This is a genomic window from Hymenobacter persicinus, from assembly GCF_004167665.1.
In the GTDB taxonomy this organism is placed as follows: Bacteria; Bacteroidota; Bacteroidia; order Cytophagales; family Hymenobacteraceae; genus Hymenobacter; species Hymenobacter persicinus.
Genome location: NZ_SEWE01000016.1, coordinates 78,067 through 97,517 on the forward strand (window position 1 = coordinate 78,067; position 19,451 = coordinate 97,517).

Genomic DNA, 19,451 nt, shown 5'->3' on the forward strand with positions numbered 1-19,451 from the left:
AGTTACGAATCATGAATTTTGAGCCCGGGGTTCTGAAATCAGAATTCATCATTCCACCTTCCGAACGCAACCAGGTGCCAGCCGCGAAGAACGACAATCCAACCCGAAACGACGCCTGGTGGGTGCTGCTGGCGTTGGTGGCCGTGGCCGCCCTGCGGCTCTACGGGTTGTCGGCCGCCGCCCTGCCCGACTACGACTCGGTGCGCAACTGGCAGATTGTGCAGGAAGTGGCCCGGGGCAATCTGCGCAACCTGTTTCACCACGGCAGCCCCGGCTTTTCGCTGCTTTACGCTCCGGTAGCCTGGCTGACCACCGACTTCCACGTGTTTCAGTACCTGAATGCCCTGCTGGCCGTGGCCGCTGCGGGGGCGCTGGCCCGGTTTGTGGGTCGGGAAGCCCGGCTGCGCGGCCCCGAAACGGCCCTGCTGCTGCTGTTTATCGGCTCCTCGGTGTTCCTGACCTTCTCCGGCCGCGACTTTACCATGGGCTCGGCCAGTCTGCTGGTGTTTGTGGGGCTGCTGCGGGCCTACTACCGGCGGCTGCAAGAGCCGAGCCGAGCGGCCCTGCTGACCGCGGCGCTCTGGCTGATGCTGGGCCTGAGTATCAACTACAAGTTTCTGCTCACGCTGCCCATTCTGGTGGTTTTCGAACTGCTACAGCGCGACGGACTGTTCGGGCAGCATGGCAGCTGGTGGCGGGTAGCCGCGCTGCTGGCCGCGCCCTACGTGGTGCTTAGCGCTGTAGGAATGGCCGCGGGCCTGCCCTGGTACCGCTGGGTGGGCGTGTATTACAACATCGTGTTTCCCGGCGCCGCCAACGCTTCGGGCCGGGTCAGCTCCGTACACTTCGATGCGCTGTACTACGTGCAGTTTCTGCGCGACTTTGAGTCGCCGCTGGTGCTGCTGGCGCTGCTGGCCGTGCCCTGGCTGTGGCGACGGGAGCTGTTTACCCGGCTGCGCACCATCAACCTGCCCTGCTACCTGGCCGTGTGGGCCTATTGCTACCTGGCCGGCATGTCGGTGCTCATCAAGGCACCCCGGGGGTTGCTGCTGGCCTACGGGCTGTTTTATGCTCTCACGTTTCTGAGCTTGCGCCGCCTGCTGCCGGTTCGGGGGCTGGTACTGGTCGTGTTGCTGGCCGTAGGGCTGAATGGCTTCCGGATTCAGCGCGAAATCTACGCCTACTCGCCCAGCCATTATCCTGACGCGGCCGCCTGGCTGCAAGCTCACGGAGCCAAGCGGGTGGTCAGCACGGTGGGGCTGGGGCTGGCCCCGCTGACTCCGGGCCTCGACAGCCTGCGCACCATCACCGACGAACGGCAGTTGACCGCCCTGCGCCGCCGCGGCTACCAGTACGTGCTGCTCGATGCCTACTGGCGGGTGGCCGGCGTGGCGCGCTTCGACTCCCTGACCCGGCAGCCCGCCCTGGCCGCCTGGCCCGAGCCTTTGCTGACCAGTCCGCTGCTGTTTCTGGAGCATTCCGAGTTTACGGGCCTCAACTACGCCGAAACCCTGGCCCGGCAGCACGCCGCCCGGCAGGATTCGCTTCAGCTGCGCCTGCTGAAGCTGTAGCGGCTGGGGCGCCGCAGAAAAATCAAAAGGGCGACCCGCGGGCCGCCCTTTTGCAGGAGAATGAGTTGGCAGTAAGCCAAAGCTGGCCGGCTAGCGCTGCGAATCGGTTGGCAGCGTGTTGGGGTCGAGCTGGGGGATGCTGGCGCCGTAGAAGCGGTTGATTTCCCGAATCATGGCGTTGGCCATAATGGCCGTGCCCCGGGGAGCCAAGGTGTACTGGTCGAGCGAGTAGAAGTTGCCCCGCACCGGCTCGGGCGAGTATTCCACGCCGTTCACCGAAATACGCTTCGAAACCTGGTCAAACACGTTGATGCCACCAACGCTGCGGTTGATGACGGGCACCTTGTACACCGCATCCGCCAAGCGCACGATTTCGTCGTTGATGGTCGTAATGGCCTGGTTGACCCGGCTGTACTCGTTCAAATCGAGCACGTCGCGGCGGCTGAGCGGGTTGCGCTTGTCCACGCCGTAGCGCACCGAAGCCGTACCGCCGCCGGGCAGGGTAATGGTCTGGGCTTTGCCAAGCTGGGCCAGGCCGGAGGGCAGGATGTAGTCGTCCTTGGCCGCCATGGGCCGTACGACGTTGGCCGGAATCGAGCCCCGGACATAAATGGTATCGGTGGCCTGCACCAGCGCCTGGGCCCGGGTAATCGAGCCCCGGTCGAGGATGGGCAGCTGGTTCATGGAGTAGGGCGCCAGGCAGATGATGCCGCGGCGCTTACCGTTGTCGGTCACCTTGTCCAGAATCTTCTTCACGTTGGCCTTCATCAGGTTGATGGCAGCCGTGTTGGGCAGGGCGGAGTTGCACTCCCCACCCGCCAGCAGGTAGGGTAGTACGTCGCCGAGGCCCATGGAGAAGGTAAAGAACGTGGCGTTGGCGGTGCCATCCGTGACGAGCTGCAGGTAGGAGCGGTTGTCGCCGGCGGGCAGCAGACGCTCCAGGAAGGGGTTGAAGTTCGGCTTGCGCAGGTTGGCCGCATTGCCCAGGCCCACGGAGTCAATCTGGGTCAGGCGGATGAAGGGCACGCCCAGGTTGCGGGGCACCACGTTCGTGGCCCGCGGGTAGACGAAGGCCGTGTCGGGGCCGCCGCAGGCGTTGGGGTTGATGTAGGAACCTTGAGTCATGCGGCCGGCCGTTACGCGGCTGGTGAGCAGCAGACCGGCGGGCGTCAGCTCGCGCAGCTTGAGGTAGCCGGAGCCGGTGCCGGCGGGCATCAGGGGCTGAGTAAACGAGGAAGGCGAACCGGCCGCCATGGCAAACTGCTGGTCGAGCAGCAGGCCCAGCGAGTACTGCTGGCCGGCCAGGGTGAGGCCGCCGTCGGAGTAGCCGGCAATGTAATTATCACCCACGGCCACGTGCTTGCTGAAGTCGAGGGGGCCGGCGTTGGGGGCGGGAGCGGTTTGCTCAGGCGAGCAGCTCGTGAGGGCCAGAGAACCGGCCAGGGCCGCAAAAGCCACGCGGGCAGCGGCAGAAGAAAAGGAAAGTCGCACGGTGAGAGGAGGCTTCAGAAATTAAAACGAGTAGGACAAACCCAGGGCGGCCGTATGCACCCGGGTTCGGTAGGTGCCCCCCACCGAGTTGACGCTGGACTTGGACTGGTTGGCGCGGCTGGTCCGGTCGGCGGCGTGCTCGTACTGGTAAGCGGCGTCCACCGACAGCTTGGGGCTGAAAAACACGCTCACGCCCAAAGAGCCACCCAGCTTGTTGCCGTCGGGCAGGTCGGGGGTGATGAACTCGTCGCGGATGGGCGTCTCGTCGTAGCTGGCGCCCACGCGGAAGGTGAACATGTCGGAGTAGGCGTACTCACCACCCACGCGGAAAGCCATGGCGTCCTCGTAGCGGCGGCCGGCGGTGCGGGTAGCCAAGCCGGGCGCGTCGCCCACGTTAAACGTGAGCGAGTCGTAGCGGCTCCAGGCCGAGAGGGTAAAGTCGAAGGTGACCAGCAGCTTCTTGGTTACGTTGTCGGCCATGCCCACGGCCAGGGCGCCGGGCATGTTGAATTCGGTGCGCAGCTTGGCGCTCGGGGCGTAGCGGCCGGCGTCGAGGGCGGGCACGTTGTTGTAGGTGGCTTTGCCATCCTTCACCTTGAGCGTAACCGGGGAGCGGTAGCTGATGCCGAAGGCCAGCTTGTCGGCCGTCTTGCCGTACAGACCCACGTTGTAGCCCATGCCCGAACCGGTGCCAGTGAACTGGGCCGTCACGTCGCGGGCGTCGTACTGGCCCAGAGCGTACTGCTGGGTCATCTTGCCGAAGGCGTACACGAAGCCGGCGCCGATGCTGAAGTTCTCATTGATCTTCACCGAAGCCGTAGGCTGCACGAAAAGCGTGTTCAGACGGGCCTGCTGCACCACGCTGCGGCCTTCCCAGTCGCTGGGCCAGCGCGTGTCGTAGCCGTAGGGCGTGTTCACGCTCAAACCCACCGAAACCTTGTCGTTGATGGCGTGCGAGGCGTAGAGGTAGCCCCCGGGCAGCGGCGACAGCTCCTGGTCGGCCAGGCGGCGCGAGTCGGTGCCCAGGAAGGAGGTGCGGCGCATGTTGGCCAGGCCACCCACGCTGACGTGGGTCAGCGAATCGAGCTGGGCCAAGGCCCCGGGGTTGTAATAGATGACGGCCAGGTCGCGGATGTAGGCCGTGCTGGCTCCGCCCATGCCCAGTGTGCGCGCACTCTGCGGGCCCGACTGAAAGCCGCCGGCGGAGGCGGAAAGGAAAGAAAGAGCAATCCAAGAGAAAGGTAACGAAGGGTCATGCAGGCGGGTTTTCGGACAATAGGGAAACAAAAGTACAAAGCTGGCGCCAACTCAGAACCACCCGCCCCTAGGATTTATCAGATTGATACTGATAGCCTAGCGGCGGCTACGGCCGGGAACCCGGCGGTGAGGTATTCAGGAAGGGAAATATGGCTCCTAGCGCCGGATTTTGAGGCTGTCGAGGGCGTGCTGGTAGCGGCGGGCGTTGCGCTTGTGGGCCGCGTAGGATTCGGCAAAATCGGAGAAGCCGCTCAGGTCGGGCCGGGCGCAGAAAAAGTAGTAGTTGTGGGCCGCGGGCTTGAGCACGGCATTCAGGCTCTGGCGATTGGCCGACGTGATGGGGCCGGGCGGCAGGCCCTTATGCTTGTAGGTGTTGTAGGGCGAGTCGACGAGCTTGTCTTTGTTGAGCACCCGCTTCACCCCAAAGTTGCCGATGGCCCAGAGCAGAGTCGGGTCGGCCTGCAGGCGCATGTTGTGGCGGAGCCGATTGAGGTAGACGCCGGCAATGATAGGCTTGTCTTCGGGCTTGGCCGTTTCGCGCTGCACGATGCTGGCCAGCACGTGCACCTGCACCGGGGTCAGGCGCAGGGAGTCGGCGCGCTGCCGGCGCTGGGGGTTCCAGAAGCGCCCGTGCACCGCCGCGGCCGAGTCCAGGAACTGCCGGGCCGAGGTGTTCCAGAACAGGCGGTAGGGGCCGGGCAGAAACAGGGTCAGAACCGTGGTGGTATCGAGCTGGTAGGTGCGCAGCAAGAAGCGGTTGTCGTTGAGCAGCCGGCGCAGGGCTCCGGAGTCGGCCTCGAGCTGGCGGCTGACCTGACGCACGAGCTGGGGCTTGTACTTGAAGGCGTTCAGCTCGAAGGCTACCGTGTCCTGCCGGCCCTGCTGGAGCTTGTCGAGCAGCGCGGCGTTGCCCAGCTCGGGCGTGAGCAGGTAGCGGCCGGGCCGGACGTGGGCGGGATAGTCGCGCCGCGTGGCCAGCCAGTGAAAAGAGGCCGGCTCGATAATCAGGTCGTGCGCGGTCAGGGAGTCGAGCACGGCCTCGTAAGAAGCGCCGGTGCGGATATACAGGTAGGCCGGCCCGAAGGCGGACACCGTCACGTTGGGTTTCCACAGCACCCGCCAGGCGACGTAGAGAGCGGCCAGCCCCGCCAGTATCGCCAGGCCGCTCAAGGTGAGCAGCACGCGGCGCCAATGTCGGCGGGAGGCGGATGGAGAGGAAGCGGGTTTGGGCAAAACTGACAATCGTAAAGCTTAGGGTTTGGTTGCCTTGGCCACCAGCCGCTGCCAAATAAAGGCGTAGTCTCCGCTCTGGGGCAAAGGCTGAATCTGGAAGGCGGCGCGGGTTTCGGCGGAAGCCTGGGCAAAAGCTGCGCGCACTTCCGCGGCCTGGGTTGGGGCGGTGCCGGCCTTTTCCAGCCAGTCGTTGAGCTGCATGGTGGTTTCCCCGGCCGGCACCCCGATTTCAACCACTGCCAGGCCGGCGGCAGTCAGGGCCTGCTGCCACTGCCGGGGCGTCAGATTGCGCTGGTGGGAAGGGTCGCGGAGCTTCTCCACTTGATTCTGCCACTCGGCCGTTTCGGGGGCGTCGTCGGGTACGGTGGTGTCGGCCAGCACAAACCGGCCGCCAAGCCGCAGCACCCGCGCCACCTCGGTCAGAAACCGCGGCACCGACTCGAAGTGGTGGGGCGCAATGCGGCAGGTGACCAGGGAAAACGAGCCGTCGGCAAACGGCAGCTGCTCGGCCGCACCTTCCTGCCAGCGCACGTTGGTCAGGCCCAGCTTGTCCTGTTGGGCCCGGGCCTGGGCCAGCATGCCCGTCGATACGTCGAGCCCGACCACCGAGGCTACGTGCGGGGCAAATGCCAGGGCCGTGAAGCCCGTGCCGGTAGCCACGTCCAGCACCGTATCAGTAGGCTGGCAGTCGGCGTGGGTAAGCAGCCACTGCAGCGACGATTCCGTCCAGGCGTTCCACTGAGCATTGTAATGGCTGGCCTGGCGGTCAAACTGTTCCTTGGCGGTGGTCATTCGTAGTTATTAGTTGTCGGTTGTTAGTTGTCAGTTTTCGTGCTGAGCGGATAGTAGGGGATGCTAGATGTGCCCTGCGAGTAAAGCGGCTCATGCGCTGGTAGCTGCGAAGTTACCAGCTCCACTACCCTAAACTCCAACAACTAACAACTATCGACTGACAACTAGCTACCCCCCGTTGACCAGCGCGGCCACGGCGGCTTCCTGCTCCCGGCTGCGCTGCTGACGCTCAATTTCCAGCGGGGGGGCCGCCCGCACTTCGCAGTCGGGAATGGGGCACCGCTCGCAGGTTTCGTTGACAATCTTGACCGGAATGGCCGGGTCGTCGAGGAAACGGACTTTCTGCTTGAGGTTGTCGTCGCAGAGCAGGCCCACGTTCACGCTCACGGCGGGCTCGGTGGCCGAGGCGGCCCGGGCCAGGGTCAGGCAGAGGTATTCGTCGTCGGTGCCGTAGTAGCGGGAGCGTTGGGCGCCAATAACGGTGGTCGGCTCCAGAGGCGGATTGTCGCGCAGTTCAGCAATCAGCCACAGCGAAATCCAGCGCCGACAGTAGTGCTCGTGCAGCTCGTTGCCGTGGGGGTTGTGCAGGCGGGAAAGGTGAAGCTCCTTGGTCAGCACGTAAGCCGCGTCGGCATCAGCCTGGTCGAAGCGCAGGAAAAACAGGCTCTGGAGCCCAAAATGGCGGGGCAGCAGGTTGGTCATGCGCTGCATGAACATCTCCGGCGACACGTCGTAGCGGGCCATGATGTCGAGCAAGGCGGCGGGTTCCCACTTCTTGCCGGCAAACAGCTTCTGAAAGTCGCGCACTAGGCTGTCTTCCTCCATTAGCAGGGCGCCGGCGAAGTAAGAGGCCTTGAAATTGTTGAGCACTTCGTCGAAGCTGCGCACCGGGAAGGAGGCATTCACGTAGGGGCGCTCCTTGAGGCCCAGGTAGTTGAAGGCAATTTCGCGGCCCAGCACGAAGGCTTCCTGGGCTCCGCTCAGTCCCGGCCGGAGCAGCAGGCGGCGGGTTTTGGGCTGAAATACCGACCGCAGCCGGCCCAGGGAGGCGTAGTTGCCCAGCTCGGTGCGGTCGATGGTGTAGCCGTACTTGCGCGTCAGCACGGCCTCGAGTTGGGTGGTGTCGAAGGGGGCGCCCACGGCCAGCTTTTCCTGCCCTACGAAGGTGCGCACGTCCTGCTCGAGCTCCTCGAAGTAGTTGTCGTGCATCTCCTGGTAAGAGCGCAGGGCGGCCAGGAAAAAGTGCTCCTGGCGCATTTCATAGTTGCGAGCAATTTCAAACAGCGTGCTGATGAAGGCATTCATCTTGGCCGGCGCATCCGAAATCAGCTCCACGATGCGGATGGGGTCGAGCCCGAACATCTCCAGCGGAAACTCCTTGAGCAGGTCCGACTGCAGCAACTCGGAAATGGGCTCCAGCTTCCGGCTTAGGGTGAGGGAGGTGAGCTGGTCGTAGGTGACGCCGAGCACCTTGCTCAAACTCAGGATCTTGTCGGCCTTGGGGTACTTTTTGCCCTTCTCAATCTCATTCAGATACGACACCGACACGTCGCAGGCCCGGGCCATTTCGGTGGGTGTAAACCCGCGCTCCTGGCGCAGCTCCCGCAGCTTCAGCCCAAAAATTAACCGCACTACCTGACCGTGACTCAGCATAAGTTCAGAACCCGTCGAAAACCTGACTTGCCACTCTCCGGACCAAGAGTTGGAACCAGTTGAGCAGCAGAAAGTGAAAAAACAATCCCCGCAAATCTACTTAGAAAGCAGGGTTTTTAAATTTTAGCGAATATTCGCTAGGATAATAAAATTCGCTTGGCTATGTTTGGTCAGTAGCTTTCCAACTGCCAACCCCAAACCCATAGCTTTATGTCGCCATTCGCTGAGCCTCAGACCCTTGTTTCGCCGCCCACCTACCTGACGCCGGAGCGGGTGAAAGTCGTTGGTGCCTACTCGGCCGAGTACGCCGAAATCCTGACGCCGTCGGCCCTGGCCTTCGTGGCCGAGCTGCACCGCCGCTTCGACCACACCCGGCGGGACTTGCTGGGCCGCCGCGAGGCGCGGCAGAAGGAGTTTGAGGCCGGCCAGCTGCCCGACTTTCTGCCCGAAACCCGGTTGATTCGGGAAAAGCCCTGGACCGTGGCCCCGCTGCCCCCGGACCTGCTCGACCGGCGGGTGGAAATCACCGGGCCCGTGGAGCGCAAGATGATTATCAACGCCCTGAACTCCGGCGCCAAGGTGTTCATGGCCGACCTCGAGGATTCCAACTCCCCGACCTGGGCCAACGTGATAGAAGGCCAGCGCAATTTGCGCGACGCCGTACGCCGCACGATTTCGCTGAGCACCCCAACCAAGGAGTACAAGCTCAACGAGGAAACGGCCACGCTCATGGTACGCCCCCGGGGCTGGCATCTGGTGGAAAAGCACGTGCTCGTGGACGGGGAGCCCATCAGCGCCTCGTTGTTTGACTTCGGCCTGTACTACTTCCACAACGTGCACGAGCTCTGCAGCCGGGGCAGCGCACCGTACTTCTACCTGCCCAAAATCGAAAGCCACCTCGAAGCCCGGCTTTGGAACGACGTGTTTGGCCTGGCCCAATGGTCGCTGAAAATGCCCAAGTGCACTATCAAGGCCACCGTGCTGATTGAGACGCTACCGGCGGCCTTCGAGCTCAACGAAATCCTCTACGAGCTGCGCGAGCACAGCGCGGGCCTGAACTGCGGGCGCTGGGACTACATTTTCTCCTACATCAAGCGGCTGGGGCTGAAGCCCGAGTTTACCCTGCCGGACCGCGCCCAGGTCACGATGACCGTGCCGTTTATGGCCGCCTACTCCCAGCTGGTGGTGCAGACCTGCCACCGCCGCGGGGTGCACGCCATCGGGGGCATGGCTGCCCAGATTCCGATTAAGAACAACCCTGAAGCCAACGAGCTGGCCCTGGACAAAGTGCGGCAGGACAAAATTCGGGAGGCCCGAAACGGCCACGACGGCACCTGGGTGGCCCACCCTGGTCTGGTGCCGGTGGCCCTGGAAGTCTTCAACGAGCTGATGCCCCAGCCCAACCAGATTGCCAACAAGCGCGAGGACGTGCAGGTAACTGCCGCCGACCTGGTGCGGGCGCCCGAGGGCTCTATCACCGAGGACGGCCTCAAGCTCAATATTGATGTGGCCATTCAGTACCTCGAATCGTGGCTGGGCGGCAACGGCTGCGTGCCGATTTACAACCTGATGGAAGATGCGGCAACCGCCGAAATCAGCCGGGCCCAGGTGTGGCAGTGGGTGCACACGCCCGGTACCAAGCTGGCCGACGGTCGAGGCGTAACCGTGGAGCTGTACCGCTCCTTAGTGCCCGGGCAGCTCGAAAAAATCAAGGCCCTGGTGGGGGAGGAGCGCTACGCCCGCGGCCAGTACAGTCCCGCCGCCCGCCTTTTCGATCGGCTGGTGACCAGCGAGAAGTTCATCGAATTCCTGACCGTGCCGGCCTACGACGAGCTGGCATAGCCACCGACGCAAGCCTACCGCCTTCTGATCTTCTTAAAAAAAGCCGCTGTGCCAGCCGGCCGGGCGGAGCCTTGCCCTTCCATTTGCATCAAACTCCACTTCCTAACCCCTCAGCATCATGAAAAAGCACGAACGGATTGCCGCCATTAAGCACGACTGGGCCACCAATACCCGCTGGAAAGGAATTGAGCGGCCCTACTCGGCCGAAGACGTGGTGAAGCTCCAGAACAGCCTGCACATCGAGTATTCGCTGGCCCGGCAGGGGGCCGAGCGGCTCTGGAAGCTGCTACACTCCGAGCCGTACGTGGCTGGGTTGGGCGCCCTGACTGGCAACCAGGCCGTGCAGGAAGTGCAGGCGGGCCTGAACGCCATTTACCTCAGCGGTTGGCAGGTGGCCGCCGATGCCAACGGCGCCGGGCAGATGTACCCCGACCAGAGCCTTTATCCCGTCGACAGCGTGCCGAGTGTGGTGAAGCGCATCAACAACGCCCTGCTGCGCGCCGACCAGATTCAGAACCTGAGCGGCGACGGCGACGTGCACTGGCTGGTGCCCATCGTGGCGGATGCCGAGGCCGGCTTTGGGGGCAACCTGAACGCCTTTGAGCTGATGAAGATGATGATTGAGGCCGGGGCCGCCGGCGTGCACTTCGAGGACCAGCTGTCGTCGGCCAAGAAGTGCGGGCACCTGGGCGGCAAAGTGCTGGTGCCAACTCAGGAGGCTATTAACAAGCTCGTGGCCGCCCGCCTGGCCGCCGACGTGCTGGGCGTGCCCACGCTCGTCGTGGCCCGCACCGATGCCGACGCCGCCGACCTGATTACCTCCGACGTGGACGAGCGGGACCAGCCTTTCGTGCTGACCGAAGAAAGCCGTACCAGCGAAGGATTCTACCGCGTCCGGCCCGGGGTGGAGTCCTGCATAGCCCGGGGGCTGGCCTACGCGCCCTACGCCGATCTGCTCTGGATGGAAACTTCCCACCCCGACCTGGAACAGGCGCGAGCCTTTGCCGAGGGCATTCACGCGCAGTTTCCCGGCAAGCTGCTGGCCTACAACTGCTCCCCGTCGTTCAACTGGGCTGCCAAGCTCAGCGTGGAGCAGATGGAAACCTTCCGGGAGGAGCTGGCGGCGCTGGGCTTCAAGTTTCAGTTCATTACCCTGGCCGGCTTCCATGCGCTCAATACGAGCATGTTTGAACTGGCCCAGGCTTACCGCGACCGGGGCATGGCCGGCTACTCGGAGCTACAGGAGCGGGAGTTCAAGCTCCAGAAGCATGGCTTCAAGGCCGTCAAGCACCAGTCGTTCGTCGGTACGGGCTACTTCGACGCCGTGCAGAGCGTGGTATCGGCCGGCAAGGCCAGCACCGGCGCGCTGGTGGGCAGCACGGAGGAGGCGCAATTCAGCCACTAAGCCAGGCTCCCGCTTCCCGTGTACGAAAAGCAGGATTACCTCTGGGTAGTCCTGCTTTTGCCTTTACCGGGCAATGGCGGATGGTTATGTCTGCGGCGGTTGTAGTAATATATTGGTATATAACTGTTTGTGGTGGGTTTTGGGGCCTGGGGTAACTCCGCTCAAGCTGGTTTCTGGTTTGAAGCCAGCCGGCTGGCGCAGTAGGTTTGGCTATTCTTTCACCGCCACGTTTTGGCCCAAAACATTCTTTGCCACCTACCATTAGCCCCGCCATGAAATTGTTATGCCTACTGCTGTTACCCGCCCTACTGGTTTTTCAGAGCTGCAAGAAGGAGGAGTCCGACCCTAAGTTCAGTCTGCCACCCGCCACGCAAACTGGCGCCAACACGCTCGGCTTCGAAGTTGATGGCCGCGTGTGGGTCAACTACGGCAAGCGCTGCTACAGCCTCACGGGCAACGGCCGTTGCCTCGAGAATACGGTAAAGGCCACTATGAGTATCGACAACGGCGTGCGCACGTTGTCGGTATGGGCGGGATTTACGGCAGAAGGCTACGATGAGAATTTCAACCTGACCATCGATACGCTGCGCGGCCCGGGCGTCTACGTAACCGGCAAGTCGCGCTACAAGCCGCTGCCAAACGCCGTTATTCCCCCTTCCAACGGGCTGTTCTTGAGCGCGAACGACGGCGCGTATCAGTATATAAGCCAGCTCCAGAAACCAACCCATATCACAGTCACGCGGGTGGACTATGCGCAGCGCATTATATCAGGCACGTTTGAAGGTCAGCTGGAAGACGGCCGACCCCCGGGTAAGTATGTAACTATTCAATATGGACGATTCGATATTGCTTATACCCAATAGTTAGCAAGGCGATAAGCGAATGTAAAACCAACAGGCCCCCGATGCGTTAGCGTCGGGGGCCTGTTGGCTACTTGTGGAACTACGTTCTAAAACGGGTCAGCCAGCTGGGCGTAGTCGATGTCGTGGCGCTGGGCGGCTTCCTGCAGAATCTGCTTTTGCCAGGGGCGCAGCACCTGCTCGGCCCCGAGTTCCACGATGTCGGCCACCAAGCGGTTCGACAGCACGAGGTTGGCCACGTAGCCGTTGATGTCGGTGGTGATAAAGCCTTTGAGCTGCACTAACAGCTGCTCCCGGGCATCGGCGCGGGCCGCTTTTTCCCCGCTCAGCCGGCGGCGGAACGGAAACCGGCGTGCTTCGGCCGGGGCCGCGGGCTCGGGCACGGCCACAAAGTTGTCGGGCGAAAGAGAGTTGAGCTGCTCCAGAAACGGGGCGCGCTTGAGCTCGGGGTGCAGGCCGCGGGCGTTTTTCCAGTCGTTCAGGTCCCGGGGCGTGTCGCGCACGAGCTCCGAGAGCCGGTCGTTGGCAAACACCATGTAGGGTGGCCGGTCGAGCTGCTTGGCCACCTGGTCGCGGAGCAGGTACAGATCCCGGAACAGGGGCATCTCATTGGGCAGAATCCGGTATTTGCCGGCCATGCGCAGGTAGGGCCGCTCGTCGCGGTTGTAGCGCACTTCTTCCAGGGCGGCGTTTTCCTGGTCGGCCCACCCAGTGCGGCCCAGGGCGGCGAGCTTCTCGCGCAGCTTGTCGGCCAGCTCAAACAGGTAAAGCACGTCGTTGGCGGCGTACACCTTCTGGGCTTCGGTCAGGGGGCGCTTCAGCCAGTTCGACTTCTGCTCACCCTTGTCCACTTCCAACCCGACTTCGGCCTGGATCAGGCGGCCGAGGGAGATGTTGTTGTCGGACTCGCCCAATAGCGTGTACTGCACGCTGGTGTCGGTGATGTTTCGCACGTGCACACCGTAGAGCTCATCGAGCAGCAGAATGTCGGACTTGCAGCTGTGAAACACCTTTTCCACGGCCGGGTCGCGCAGAATGGCCCAGATAGGTTCGAGCTCCTCGGCCGGATTAGTCAGCGGCAGCGGGTCAATGAGGTAGACAACGTGGCCGTCGTAGATCTGGATCAGGGCGAGGTTGCGGCCGTAGCGGTGGCGCATGTCGTCAAACTCCAGGTCGATGGCAATGCGGGAGGCGGCCCGCAGCGTGTCGGCGGCCTGCTGCACCTCGGCAGCAGTGGTCAGGTAGAGAATCGTAGGCATCAAGCGTGCGGGGCAAATCTATAAGGCGGGCAGCAACGGAAAGCTGCCCGCGGCCGGGAGGGCTGTTTGAGTAAAGGTAGGCAGGGCAGACAAGCAAACCCAATCCGACCCCGGGCTAGTCTTCGTCGTCCTCGTCCTCGTCGCGGGTGAAGTCCAGCTCCCCGGCCACGGCCAGGGCTTCCCCGATGGCTTCGTCCATGAGCGGCTGGGTGTCGGCGTCGAGGGTGCGCTCAAAGAGGTTGAGCAGCAGCTCGCCGTCCTCGTTCACGTAGAGGTTGGTGTAGAGGCGCTCAAACAGCTTGGCGTCGCGGGTGATGGTGGCATCGATATCGGCCACGGATTTGGCCCCGAGGGCCTTGTGGAGCACGTCGAGCACCCGGCGGCTTTCCTCATGGTCGCCCAGGTCGGCCAGCAGCTTCATCAGGGCCATGGCCACGCCCAGGCGCACCCGCTCGAAGCGGAAGGCCAGTTCGGCCTTGGGAGCCCGCTGAAACGCGGCGTAGGCCGTCAGGGTGGGCTCGGTCAGGAAACGGGCCACGTCTTCTTTGGTATGAAACGCTTGGCGTAAAAGCTGCTCGTAGGGCTGGGCACTCATGGGAAAAACGGAAAAGGGGAGGGGCGCCCACCGGTGGGCACCCGAAAAAAATGCGGGCTAACGGCCGCGCCGACGTAACCCGGAGGCACAAAGGTACGATTGGGAAAGAAGGGGCCGGCTGCCAACGCAAAATTGATGGACCGGCGCCGGCTTATTGCTCATCGGAAACGCCTGCACAATGACGCACAAGAAGAAATGGCTCGTTTTTGCCCCCTCCGGGCTGATGGTAATTGGGTTGGGTACCTGCCTGGTGCAGTGGGCCAGCCAGCTGAAAGTGAAAAATGCGCCAACCGGCGAGTGGGTTGCCGCCGGCACGGCCGCCTTGGTGGTTTTCAACGCCGGCGTGAGCTTGTTCGGCCGTGGGGTGGTGGAGAAAGTATTGTATGAAGTGCGGGAAAAAGGCCCCGCCGCAGCTACCCTCCCTCCCCGCGAAGCCCACGACGCGCAGTTGCTGGGCTGATTCACCGCCAGTTTTACCACCAAAAAAGCCCCGCCTGATTACAGGCGGGGCTTTTTATGATAGTCAAGTGAGGTGGCCGCGGCCGGCGGTAGACTAATCTACTACGTCCTCAGCTTTGTTTTTCACGGCTTTGGCGCCCTTTTTCACGGCGTGGCCGGTTTTGTTGGCACCCTTTTTCACGACGTGGCCGGTTTTACGGGCAACCGTTTTCGTGCCTTCCTTGGTGTCGTGAACGGCCTGGCCGGCTTCGGTGCGGCCCGTGCGGGTTTCGGTTTTTACGGTGCCGTTCGACCGAACTTTCGTTTCGGACTTCATGGGCTCCTGAGCAAATGCGGCGGTGGAGAAGGCTGCCAGGGAGAGCAGCAGGAATGCTTTTTTCATGACGAGGGAGGTAATAAGGAAAGTAAAACCTAGGCTTTATACGCGGTTCAGCAAATAGGTTGCCCTGGGCCAGCGGCGGGTAAGCTCAACCGCTGGGCTGGCTGCGGGCTCAGCTCGTATCAGCCGGGAAAGCCCGGCTCGGGTCGGCAGAAAACGGGGTTGCTTTCGGCATGGCGGAAAAGAGGTTAGGGTGAACAGGTCCCTTAAGTTCTTTCCCGCGCATGAGGAAATGATGAGCCGCCGCGGCCGGTAGATTTTCCTTATTGCTCCCGGCCTACGGCAGCAGCAGGGAACTGTCGCCGTAGCTCAGGAAGCGGTAGTCGTGGGCCAGGGCGTGGTCGTAGATCCGGCGCCAGTCGGGCCCGATGAGAGCCGCCACGAGCAGCAGCAGGGTGCTTTCGGGCTGATGGAAATTGGTAATCAGTCCCTGCACCACCCGGAATCGGTACCCCGGCGCAATCAGCAGCTGGGTGGTGGCGTGCAGCGCCTCCGCGCCCTGACGCTCCAGATAAGTTAGCAGGGCCTCCAGCGCCTCGGCGGTGCTGATGTCGGCCACAGCCTCGTAGGGCTGCCACTGGCCGACGTGCAAAGGCGCCTCCGCCGCGGGGTGGCGGGCCAGGTGGGCGCCGAGCCAGTATAGGCTTTCCAGGGTGCGCAGGCTGGTGGTGCCCACGGCCAAGATCGGGCGCGGGGCCTGGGCCAGCAGCTGCCGCAGTACGGCGGCCGTCACCACAAAGGGCTCCCCGTGCATGGCGTGGCCGGCCATCTGCTCGGCTTTCACCGGCTGAAACGTGCCAGCACCCACGTGCAGCGTCACGCGGGCCGTGGTGATGCCACGTTGGGCCAAGTCGGCCAGGATGGCGTCGGAGAAGTGCAGGCCGGCGGTGGGCGCGGCTACGGCTCCTTCGTGGGCGGCGTACACGGTCTGGTAGCGCACGGCGTCGGCGTCGGTGTCGGCGCGGTTGAGGTAGGGCGGCAGGGGCAGGTGGCCGGCCCCGCGCAGCACTTCGGCAAAGGGCAGGGCAGCGGGCTCCCAGCTGAACTGAATCAGTGAATAGCCTTCGGCCGCTTCCAGCCGCTCGGCCGTGAGCGTGGCCGAGGCGCCGGTGGCTTCGAAGGTAAGGGTGACGGGTCCGGTTTTCCAGCGCTTGCCGTTGCCGACCAGGCATTTCCAGACGCAGCGGCCGGTTTGCTGCATGGCCGGCTCAATGGCCCGGTGCGGGCTCACCGGCTCCAGGCAAAACAGCTCAACGAGGCCGCCGGTGGGCTTCTGGCAAAACAGCCGGGCCCGCACCACCTTCGTGTCGTTGAAAACCAGCAGCGCGTCCTGGGGCAGCTCGGCGGGCAGGTTGGGGAAACGCTGGTCGGTGATGGTGCCGCGGCGGTACACCAGCAGGCGCGACTGGTCCCGGTCGGGCAAGGGCTCGGGGGCAATGCGCGCCGGGGGCAGCTGGTAGGTGAAATCGTGGATGGAAAGCTCGCGCGGGTCGGGGTAGGCTGACATAGGCTGCAAAGGTAAGCGCCCGGCCCCGCGAAATTCACGGGACCGGGCGCCGGGCAAAGTCGGAAAGCAGATTATTTGGCGCGCCGGAAAAACATCAGGTGCTGCTGGGGCAGGGCTTCGACGCTTTCCACGAACTCCAAGCCCACCGCACTCATTTCCCGGCGGGCCTGCTCCACGCTCATTTTGTGAATGCGCTTGATGGGCACCTTGGGGTCTTCGGCCCGGTACTCGACCAACGCCACGCGGCCGGTGGGAGTGAGGGAGGCCCGCACGGCCCGCATGATTTCCCGGGGATGGTCAAATTCGTGGTAGGCATCCACGATGAGCACTAGGTCGACGCCGCGGGCGGGCAGGTTCGGATTCTGGACCGTGCCCAGCACCGGCTCCACATTAGCCGCTTTGTAGCGCTCCTTGTTGGCCTTGAGCGAGGCTATCATCTCGGGCTGAATGTCGACGGCCAGCACCTTGCCCTTGGGCACGAGCGGACTGATCAGAAAGCTGAAGTAGCCGGTGCCCGCGCCCAGGTCCGCCACTACGTCGGTGGGCTTGAGCTTGAGCTCCCGCAGCAGAATATCGGTGCCTTCTTCTTCCTTGCGGCCGCTGCGCTCGAGCCAGTCGGAGCCTTCGTGGCCCATCACGTGGGCAATTTGCCGGCCCAAATAGTAGCGGCTGATGCCGTTGGGGTCGGCCGGGGGGCGGGTTTCGTAGCCGGTCGAATCGGGGGGCATGCGCCGGCGCTGCTCGGCCAGCGTGGCTGCGGTGCTTTCGGCCGGAAGCTGGGTGCAGGCCGAATGCAGCAGGAAAAGACCCGGGGCCAGCAGCCGCCAGGAACGGGCAAAAGCAATAGTCATAGGCACGAGGCAAATAAACTGGGTTTTCCTTAACATTCACCGACTCCAATGGGTTCGGCGGCCCGGCATAAACGGATTTCGGACAGACTTTTTTATATAGCGTTTTCCCGCTATAACCCCTATGAAGCTAAACACTTGGGAAAGCCTCCCGGCCCGGCGGGCCCGGACAGTTTGCGAAAAAAATCTACTTTTTCGCTTTCTCTGCGTAAAATGGCCGTCATCGAACTTTTACCAAACCCCAAGATCCATGAAACACTTGTCCGGAATTCTGAACAAGCTGACGGCCCTGGCGGCCGTTGCCGTTGCCCTGAGTAGCTGCAGCCGCGGCGAGTATGCCGTGCTGCCCAAGACCACGCCCTACCACGAAACGCACCGTTCGGTAGCCGTTACGCCGGCTCCGGCCGCCGCTACCGAGGCTCCCGCCGTGGAGGCCGCCCCCGCCGCTGAGGTTGCCGTAGTACCGGCCGCACCGGTTGCCGCTCCCGCCCACCGCGCTCCGGTTACGGCGGCTGCTCCTGCCGCCGCTGCCGTGAAGGCTCCCGCCGCGCACAAGCTGAATCTGGTGCAGCGCGCCGCCGTAGCCAAAGTGGTGAAGCAAGTGAACAAAGTGGCCAGCAAGACTTCCTTCACCAAGAAGGAAACAGCTTCGACTTCGAAGCTCAGCGGCAACATCCGCACGGGTATCATCCTGTTGCTGGTGGGTCTGCTGGTTTCCCTGCTGGGCGGTATCAGCGGTATTTTCAGCATTCTGGGCGGTATCATTGCCATCATCGGCGTAGTACTCATCATCCTGGGCTTGCTCGACGAGATTTAAGCCTTGCTTAAACCATAAAAAAAGCCCCGCCGGAACGTCCGGCGGGGCTTTTTTTGCGCGTTACCACTGCCTTACATCGGGTCCACGTCAGCCACGAGCCGGGTCGGCTCGGATTATTTCCGGTCTTTGACCACGTTCATGGCTGCCATGATCTGGGCCTGGGCGGGCTTGAGCACCGCACCCGGTCTAGCTTGACGGTGATTTCCTGCAGGTAGAAGTTGCGGATGCGGCAGATATGAGAAGGGACTTCGGACCCCGCCGGTTCACCGCGCTTGGGTGAGCAGAAGGGTAGCCCGTCTGGCTATTGGCCGGTGAGCGAACGGTGTTGATATAATCCCTTACTTGCGGGCAATAATTGCCACGTATTACTTATCCTTTACTAATGAGATTATATAGCCTGTGGCTGGGCCTGGTCTGGCTCGGTGCCCTGGCCGGCTGCCAGAGCACCCGCCTAGCCACCCGCCTGCCCGCCGAGGCCGCGCCCAGCTACCAGCACTCCAGCATTCATCCGGTGAAACCGACCGAGGTGGTGGCCACCCAGCCGGAGCTTACTGCCTCGGTTTCACCGGATACTGCCACCGCAGGCCAGACTCCAAATCAAGCGTTGGTAAAAAGTCGTCCGGTCTACCACCGCGGACCGGCTACCTCCCCCGACACAACTTTGGCTCGCCCGGCAGTCGGCTTAGTGCCCACCGGTAAGCCGGACACCTTCACGACGCTGGTAAACCTGACTGGGTTAGCCGTTGCCACGGGTGGCGTAGTGGGCGCGGCTGGTGCCCAGGGCAATTACTCAGAAATCACCAGGTTTTTTGGGGTGTCCTTGCTGCTACTGGGCCTGGCACTGTTGTTTTACCAGAGCACCAACGGGCGCTGGCGCCTGGCCCGGCAAGCCCGGCGGGCCGCCAAGCAGCCGAATGCTCCAGCTGCCCTGAGCCCCGAAGTCCAGATTCAGCGAAACTTACGGCTGGGCAAATGGCTGTTGCTGTCAGGTGCATTCCTGCTTGGGCTGGTCGTCGCCCTTGCTTTCCTGCTGCCGGTAATTGAAATCGGGGTTTTTACGTTGAATTTGTTGCTTGTAATGCTGGCCTTGAATCTACTGCTGGTCGGAAGCACTATATCATTGCTGGCATTGCTGGAAGGCAGCTAAGCCCGCCCAGCCTTACATCGGGTCAACGTCGGCGACTATGCGGGCCTGCTTGAACTCCTTCTGGTCCTTGACCACGTTCATGGCGGCTATAATCTGGCCCTTGGCGTGCTTGAGCACGGTGTGTTCCCGGTCGAGCTTGATGGTGATTTCCTGCAGGTAGAAGTTGCGGATGCGGCAGATATGAGAAGGGACTTCGGACCCCGCCGGTTCACCGCGCTTGGGTGAGCAGAAGGGTAGCCCGTCTGGCTATTGGCCGGTGAGCGAACGGTGTTGATATAATCCCTTACTTGCGGGCAATAATTGCCACGTATTACTTATCCTTTACTAATGAGATTA

At 62.9% G+C, this 19,451-nt stretch carries 17 protein-coding genes; 7 read left to right on the plus strand and 10 right to left on the minus strand.

All coding sequences use genetic code 11. The features are described from left to right. Positions 1–11: 11 nt before the first annotated feature. A complete protein-coding gene (locus EWM57_RS09705) occupies positions 12–1,571 on the plus strand; it encodes a hypothetical protein (protein WP_165370470.1) in 1,560 nt (519 codons plus the stop codon). A 90-nt stretch (positions 1,572–1,661) separates the two neighbouring features. On the opposite strand, the gene EWM57_RS09710 is transcribed toward EWM57_RS09705, so the two are convergent. The 5 genes from EWM57_RS09710 to EWM57_RS09730 form a co-directional block, all read right to left on the minus strand. Next, positions 1,662–3,062, minus strand: a complete 1,401-nt coding sequence (locus EWM57_RS09710; protein ID WP_129920949.1) for a hypothetical protein — start codon at positions 3,060–3,062, stop codon at positions 1,662–1,664. A gap of 21 nt (positions 3,063–3,083) precedes the next feature. After that, positions 3,084–4,349, minus strand: a complete 1,266-nt coding sequence (locus tag EWM57_RS09715; protein WP_129920950.1) for an OmpP1/FadL family transporter — start codon at positions 4,347–4,349, stop codon at positions 3,084–3,086. Positions 4,350–4,475: 126 nt separating this feature from the next. Next, positions 4,476–5,552 carry an endolytic transglycosylase MltG gene (mltG, locus tag EWM57_RS09720; RefSeq protein ID WP_165370471.1) on the minus strand — a complete coding sequence of 359 codons (1,077 nt, stop codon included), beginning with the start codon at positions 5,550–5,552 and terminating at the stop codon, positions 4,476–4,478. Positions 5,553–5,570: 18 nt separating this feature from the next. Beyond that, positions 5,571–6,344: a class I SAM-dependent methyltransferase gene (locus EWM57_RS09725; RefSeq protein ID WP_129920952.1), complete on the minus strand. Its 774-nt coding sequence runs from the start codon at positions 6,342–6,344 to the stop codon at positions 5,571–5,573. A gap of 168 nt (positions 6,345–6,512) precedes the next feature. Continuing rightward, positions 6,513–7,997 carry a helix-turn-helix domain-containing protein gene (locus tag EWM57_RS09730; protein WP_129920953.1) on the minus strand — a complete coding sequence of 495 codons (1,485 nt, stop codon included), beginning with the start codon at positions 7,995–7,997 and terminating at the stop codon, positions 6,513–6,515. 210 nt (positions 7,998–8,207) lie between these two features. Here EWM57_RS09730 and aceB point away from each other — a divergent pair, with 210 nt between their 5' ends. The 3 genes from aceB to EWM57_RS09745 all read left to right on the plus strand — a co-directional run bounded on the left by aceB (position 8,208) and on the right by EWM57_RS09745 (position 12,107). Then, positions 8,208–9,839 carry a malate synthase A gene (gene aceB, locus EWM57_RS09735; protein ID WP_129920954.1) on the plus strand — a complete coding sequence of 544 codons (1,632 nt, stop codon included), beginning with the start codon at positions 8,208–8,210 and terminating at the stop codon, positions 9,837–9,839. 118 nt (positions 9,840–9,957) lie between these two features. Then, the gene (gene aceA / locus EWM57_RS09740) at positions 9,958–11,244 is read left to right on the plus strand and encodes an isocitrate lyase (protein WP_207218291.1); all 1,287 of its coding nucleotides are present in this window, start codon (positions 9,958–9,960) and stop codon (positions 11,242–11,244) included. A 272-nt stretch (positions 11,245–11,516) separates the two neighbouring features. Further along, a complete protein-coding gene (locus tag EWM57_RS09745; RefSeq protein ID WP_129920956.1) occupies positions 11,517–12,107 on the plus strand; it encodes a hypothetical protein in 591 nt (196 codons plus the stop codon). A gap of 86 nt (positions 12,108–12,193) precedes the next feature. Here the strand turns inward: EWM57_RS09745 and EWM57_RS09750 are convergent, their stop codons facing one another. Together EWM57_RS09750 and EWM57_RS09755 are read right to left on the minus strand one after the other, a co-directional pair. After that, positions 12,194–13,363 carry a ribonuclease D gene (locus EWM57_RS09750; RefSeq protein ID WP_129920957.1) on the minus strand — a complete coding sequence of 390 codons (1,170 nt, stop codon included), beginning with the start codon at positions 13,361–13,363 and terminating at the stop codon, positions 12,194–12,196. Positions 13,364–13,478: 115 nt separating this feature from the next. Continuing rightward, positions 13,479–13,958, minus strand: coding sequence for a hypothetical protein (locus tag EWM57_RS09755; protein WP_129920958.1), 480 nt, complete (start codon positions 13,956–13,958; stop codon positions 13,479–13,481). 178 nt (positions 13,959–14,136) lie between these two features. On the opposite strand from EWM57_RS09755, the gene EWM57_RS09760 reads away from it, so the two are divergent. Continuing rightward, positions 14,137–14,418, plus strand: coding sequence for a hypothetical protein (locus tag EWM57_RS09760; RefSeq protein ID WP_207218292.1), 282 nt, complete (start codon positions 14,137–14,139; stop codon positions 14,416–14,418). A gap of 93 nt (positions 14,419–14,511) precedes the next feature. On the opposite strand, the gene EWM57_RS09765 is transcribed toward EWM57_RS09760, so the two are convergent. The 3 genes from EWM57_RS09765 to EWM57_RS09775 form a co-directional block, all read right to left on the minus strand. Next, a complete protein-coding gene (locus EWM57_RS09765) occupies positions 14,512–14,799 on the minus strand; it encodes a hypothetical protein (protein ID WP_129920959.1) in 288 nt (95 codons plus the stop codon). Between the two features lie 274 nt (positions 14,800–15,073). After that, positions 15,074–16,303 (minus strand): S-adenosylmethionine:tRNA ribosyltransferase-isomerase, encoded by a 1,230-nt coding sequence (locus EWM57_RS09770; RefSeq protein ID WP_129920960.1) that lies wholly within the window; start codon positions 16,301–16,303, stop codon positions 15,074–15,076. Between the two features lie 71 nt (positions 16,304–16,374). Then, on the minus strand, positions 16,375–17,154 hold the full coding sequence (locus tag EWM57_RS09775) for a class I SAM-dependent methyltransferase (protein WP_165370472.1): 780 nt from the start codon (positions 17,152–17,154) through the stop codon (positions 16,375–16,377). A gap of 247 nt (positions 17,155–17,401) precedes the next feature. Between EWM57_RS09775 and EWM57_RS21405 the strand changes: the two genes are divergently transcribed. After that, positions 17,402–17,968 carry a hypothetical protein gene (locus tag EWM57_RS21405; protein ID WP_207218293.1) on the plus strand — a complete coding sequence of 189 codons (567 nt, stop codon included), beginning with the start codon at positions 17,402–17,404 and terminating at the stop codon, positions 17,966–17,968. Between the two features lie 382 nt (positions 17,969–18,350). After that, on the plus strand, positions 18,351–19,115 hold the full coding sequence (locus EWM57_RS09785) for a hypothetical protein (RefSeq protein WP_129920961.1): 765 nt from the start codon (positions 18,351–18,353) through the stop codon (positions 19,113–19,115). The last annotated feature ends 336 nt before the right edge of the window (positions 19,116–19,451 follow it).

Bases quoted from the DNA above. Each gene is read 5' to 3' on its own strand.
- EWM57_RS09705 (WP_165370470.1), top strand. From the start codon at position 12: ATGAATTTTGAGCCCGGGGTTCTGAAATCAGAATTCATCATTCCACCT.
- EWM57_RS09725 (WP_129920952.1), bottom strand. From the start codon at position 6,344: ATGACCACCGCCAAGGAACAGTTTGACCGCCAGGCCAGCCATTACAAT.
- EWM57_RS09730 (WP_129920953.1), bottom strand. From the start codon at position 7,997: ATGCTGAGTCACGGTCAGGTAGTGCGGTTAATTTTTGGGCTGAAGCTG.
- aceB (WP_129920954.1), top strand. From the start codon at position 8,208: ATGTCGCCATTCGCTGAGCCTCAGACCCTTGTTTCGCCGCCCACCTAC.
- aceA (WP_207218291.1), top strand. From the start codon at position 9,958: ATGAAAAAGCACGAACGGATTGCCGCCATTAAGCACGACTGGGCCACC.
- EWM57_RS09745 (WP_129920956.1), top strand. From the start codon at position 11,517: ATGAAATTGTTATGCCTACTGCTGTTACCCGCCCTACTGGTTTTTCAG.
- EWM57_RS09750 (WP_129920957.1), bottom strand. From the start codon at position 13,363: ATGCCTACGATTCTCTACCTGACCACTGCTGCCGAGGTGCAGCAGGCC.
- EWM57_RS09755 (WP_129920958.1), bottom strand. From the start codon at position 13,958: ATGAGTGCCCAGCCCTACGAGCAGCTTTTACGCCAAGCGTTTCATACC.
- EWM57_RS09760 (WP_207218292.1), top strand. From the start codon at position 14,137: ATGACGCACAAGAAGAAATGGCTCGTTTTTGCCCCCTCCGGGCTGATG.
- EWM57_RS09765 (WP_129920959.1), bottom strand. From the start codon at position 14,799: ATGAAAAAAGCATTCCTGCTGCTCTCCCTGGCAGCCTTCTCCACCGCC.
- EWM57_RS09770 (WP_129920960.1), bottom strand. From the start codon at position 16,303: ATGTCAGCCTACCCCGACCCGCGCGAGCTTTCCATCCACGATTTCACC.
- EWM57_RS09775 (WP_165370472.1), bottom strand. From the start codon at position 17,154: ATGACTATTGCTTTTGCCCGTTCCTGGCGGCTGCTGGCCCCGGGTCTT.
- EWM57_RS21405 (WP_207218293.1), top strand. From the start codon at position 17,402: ATGAAACACTTGTCCGGAATTCTGAACAAGCTGACGGCCCTGGCGGCC.
- EWM57_RS09785 (WP_129920961.1), top strand. From the start codon at position 18,351: ATGAGATTATATAGCCTGTGGCTGGGCCTGGTCTGGCTCGGTGCCCTG.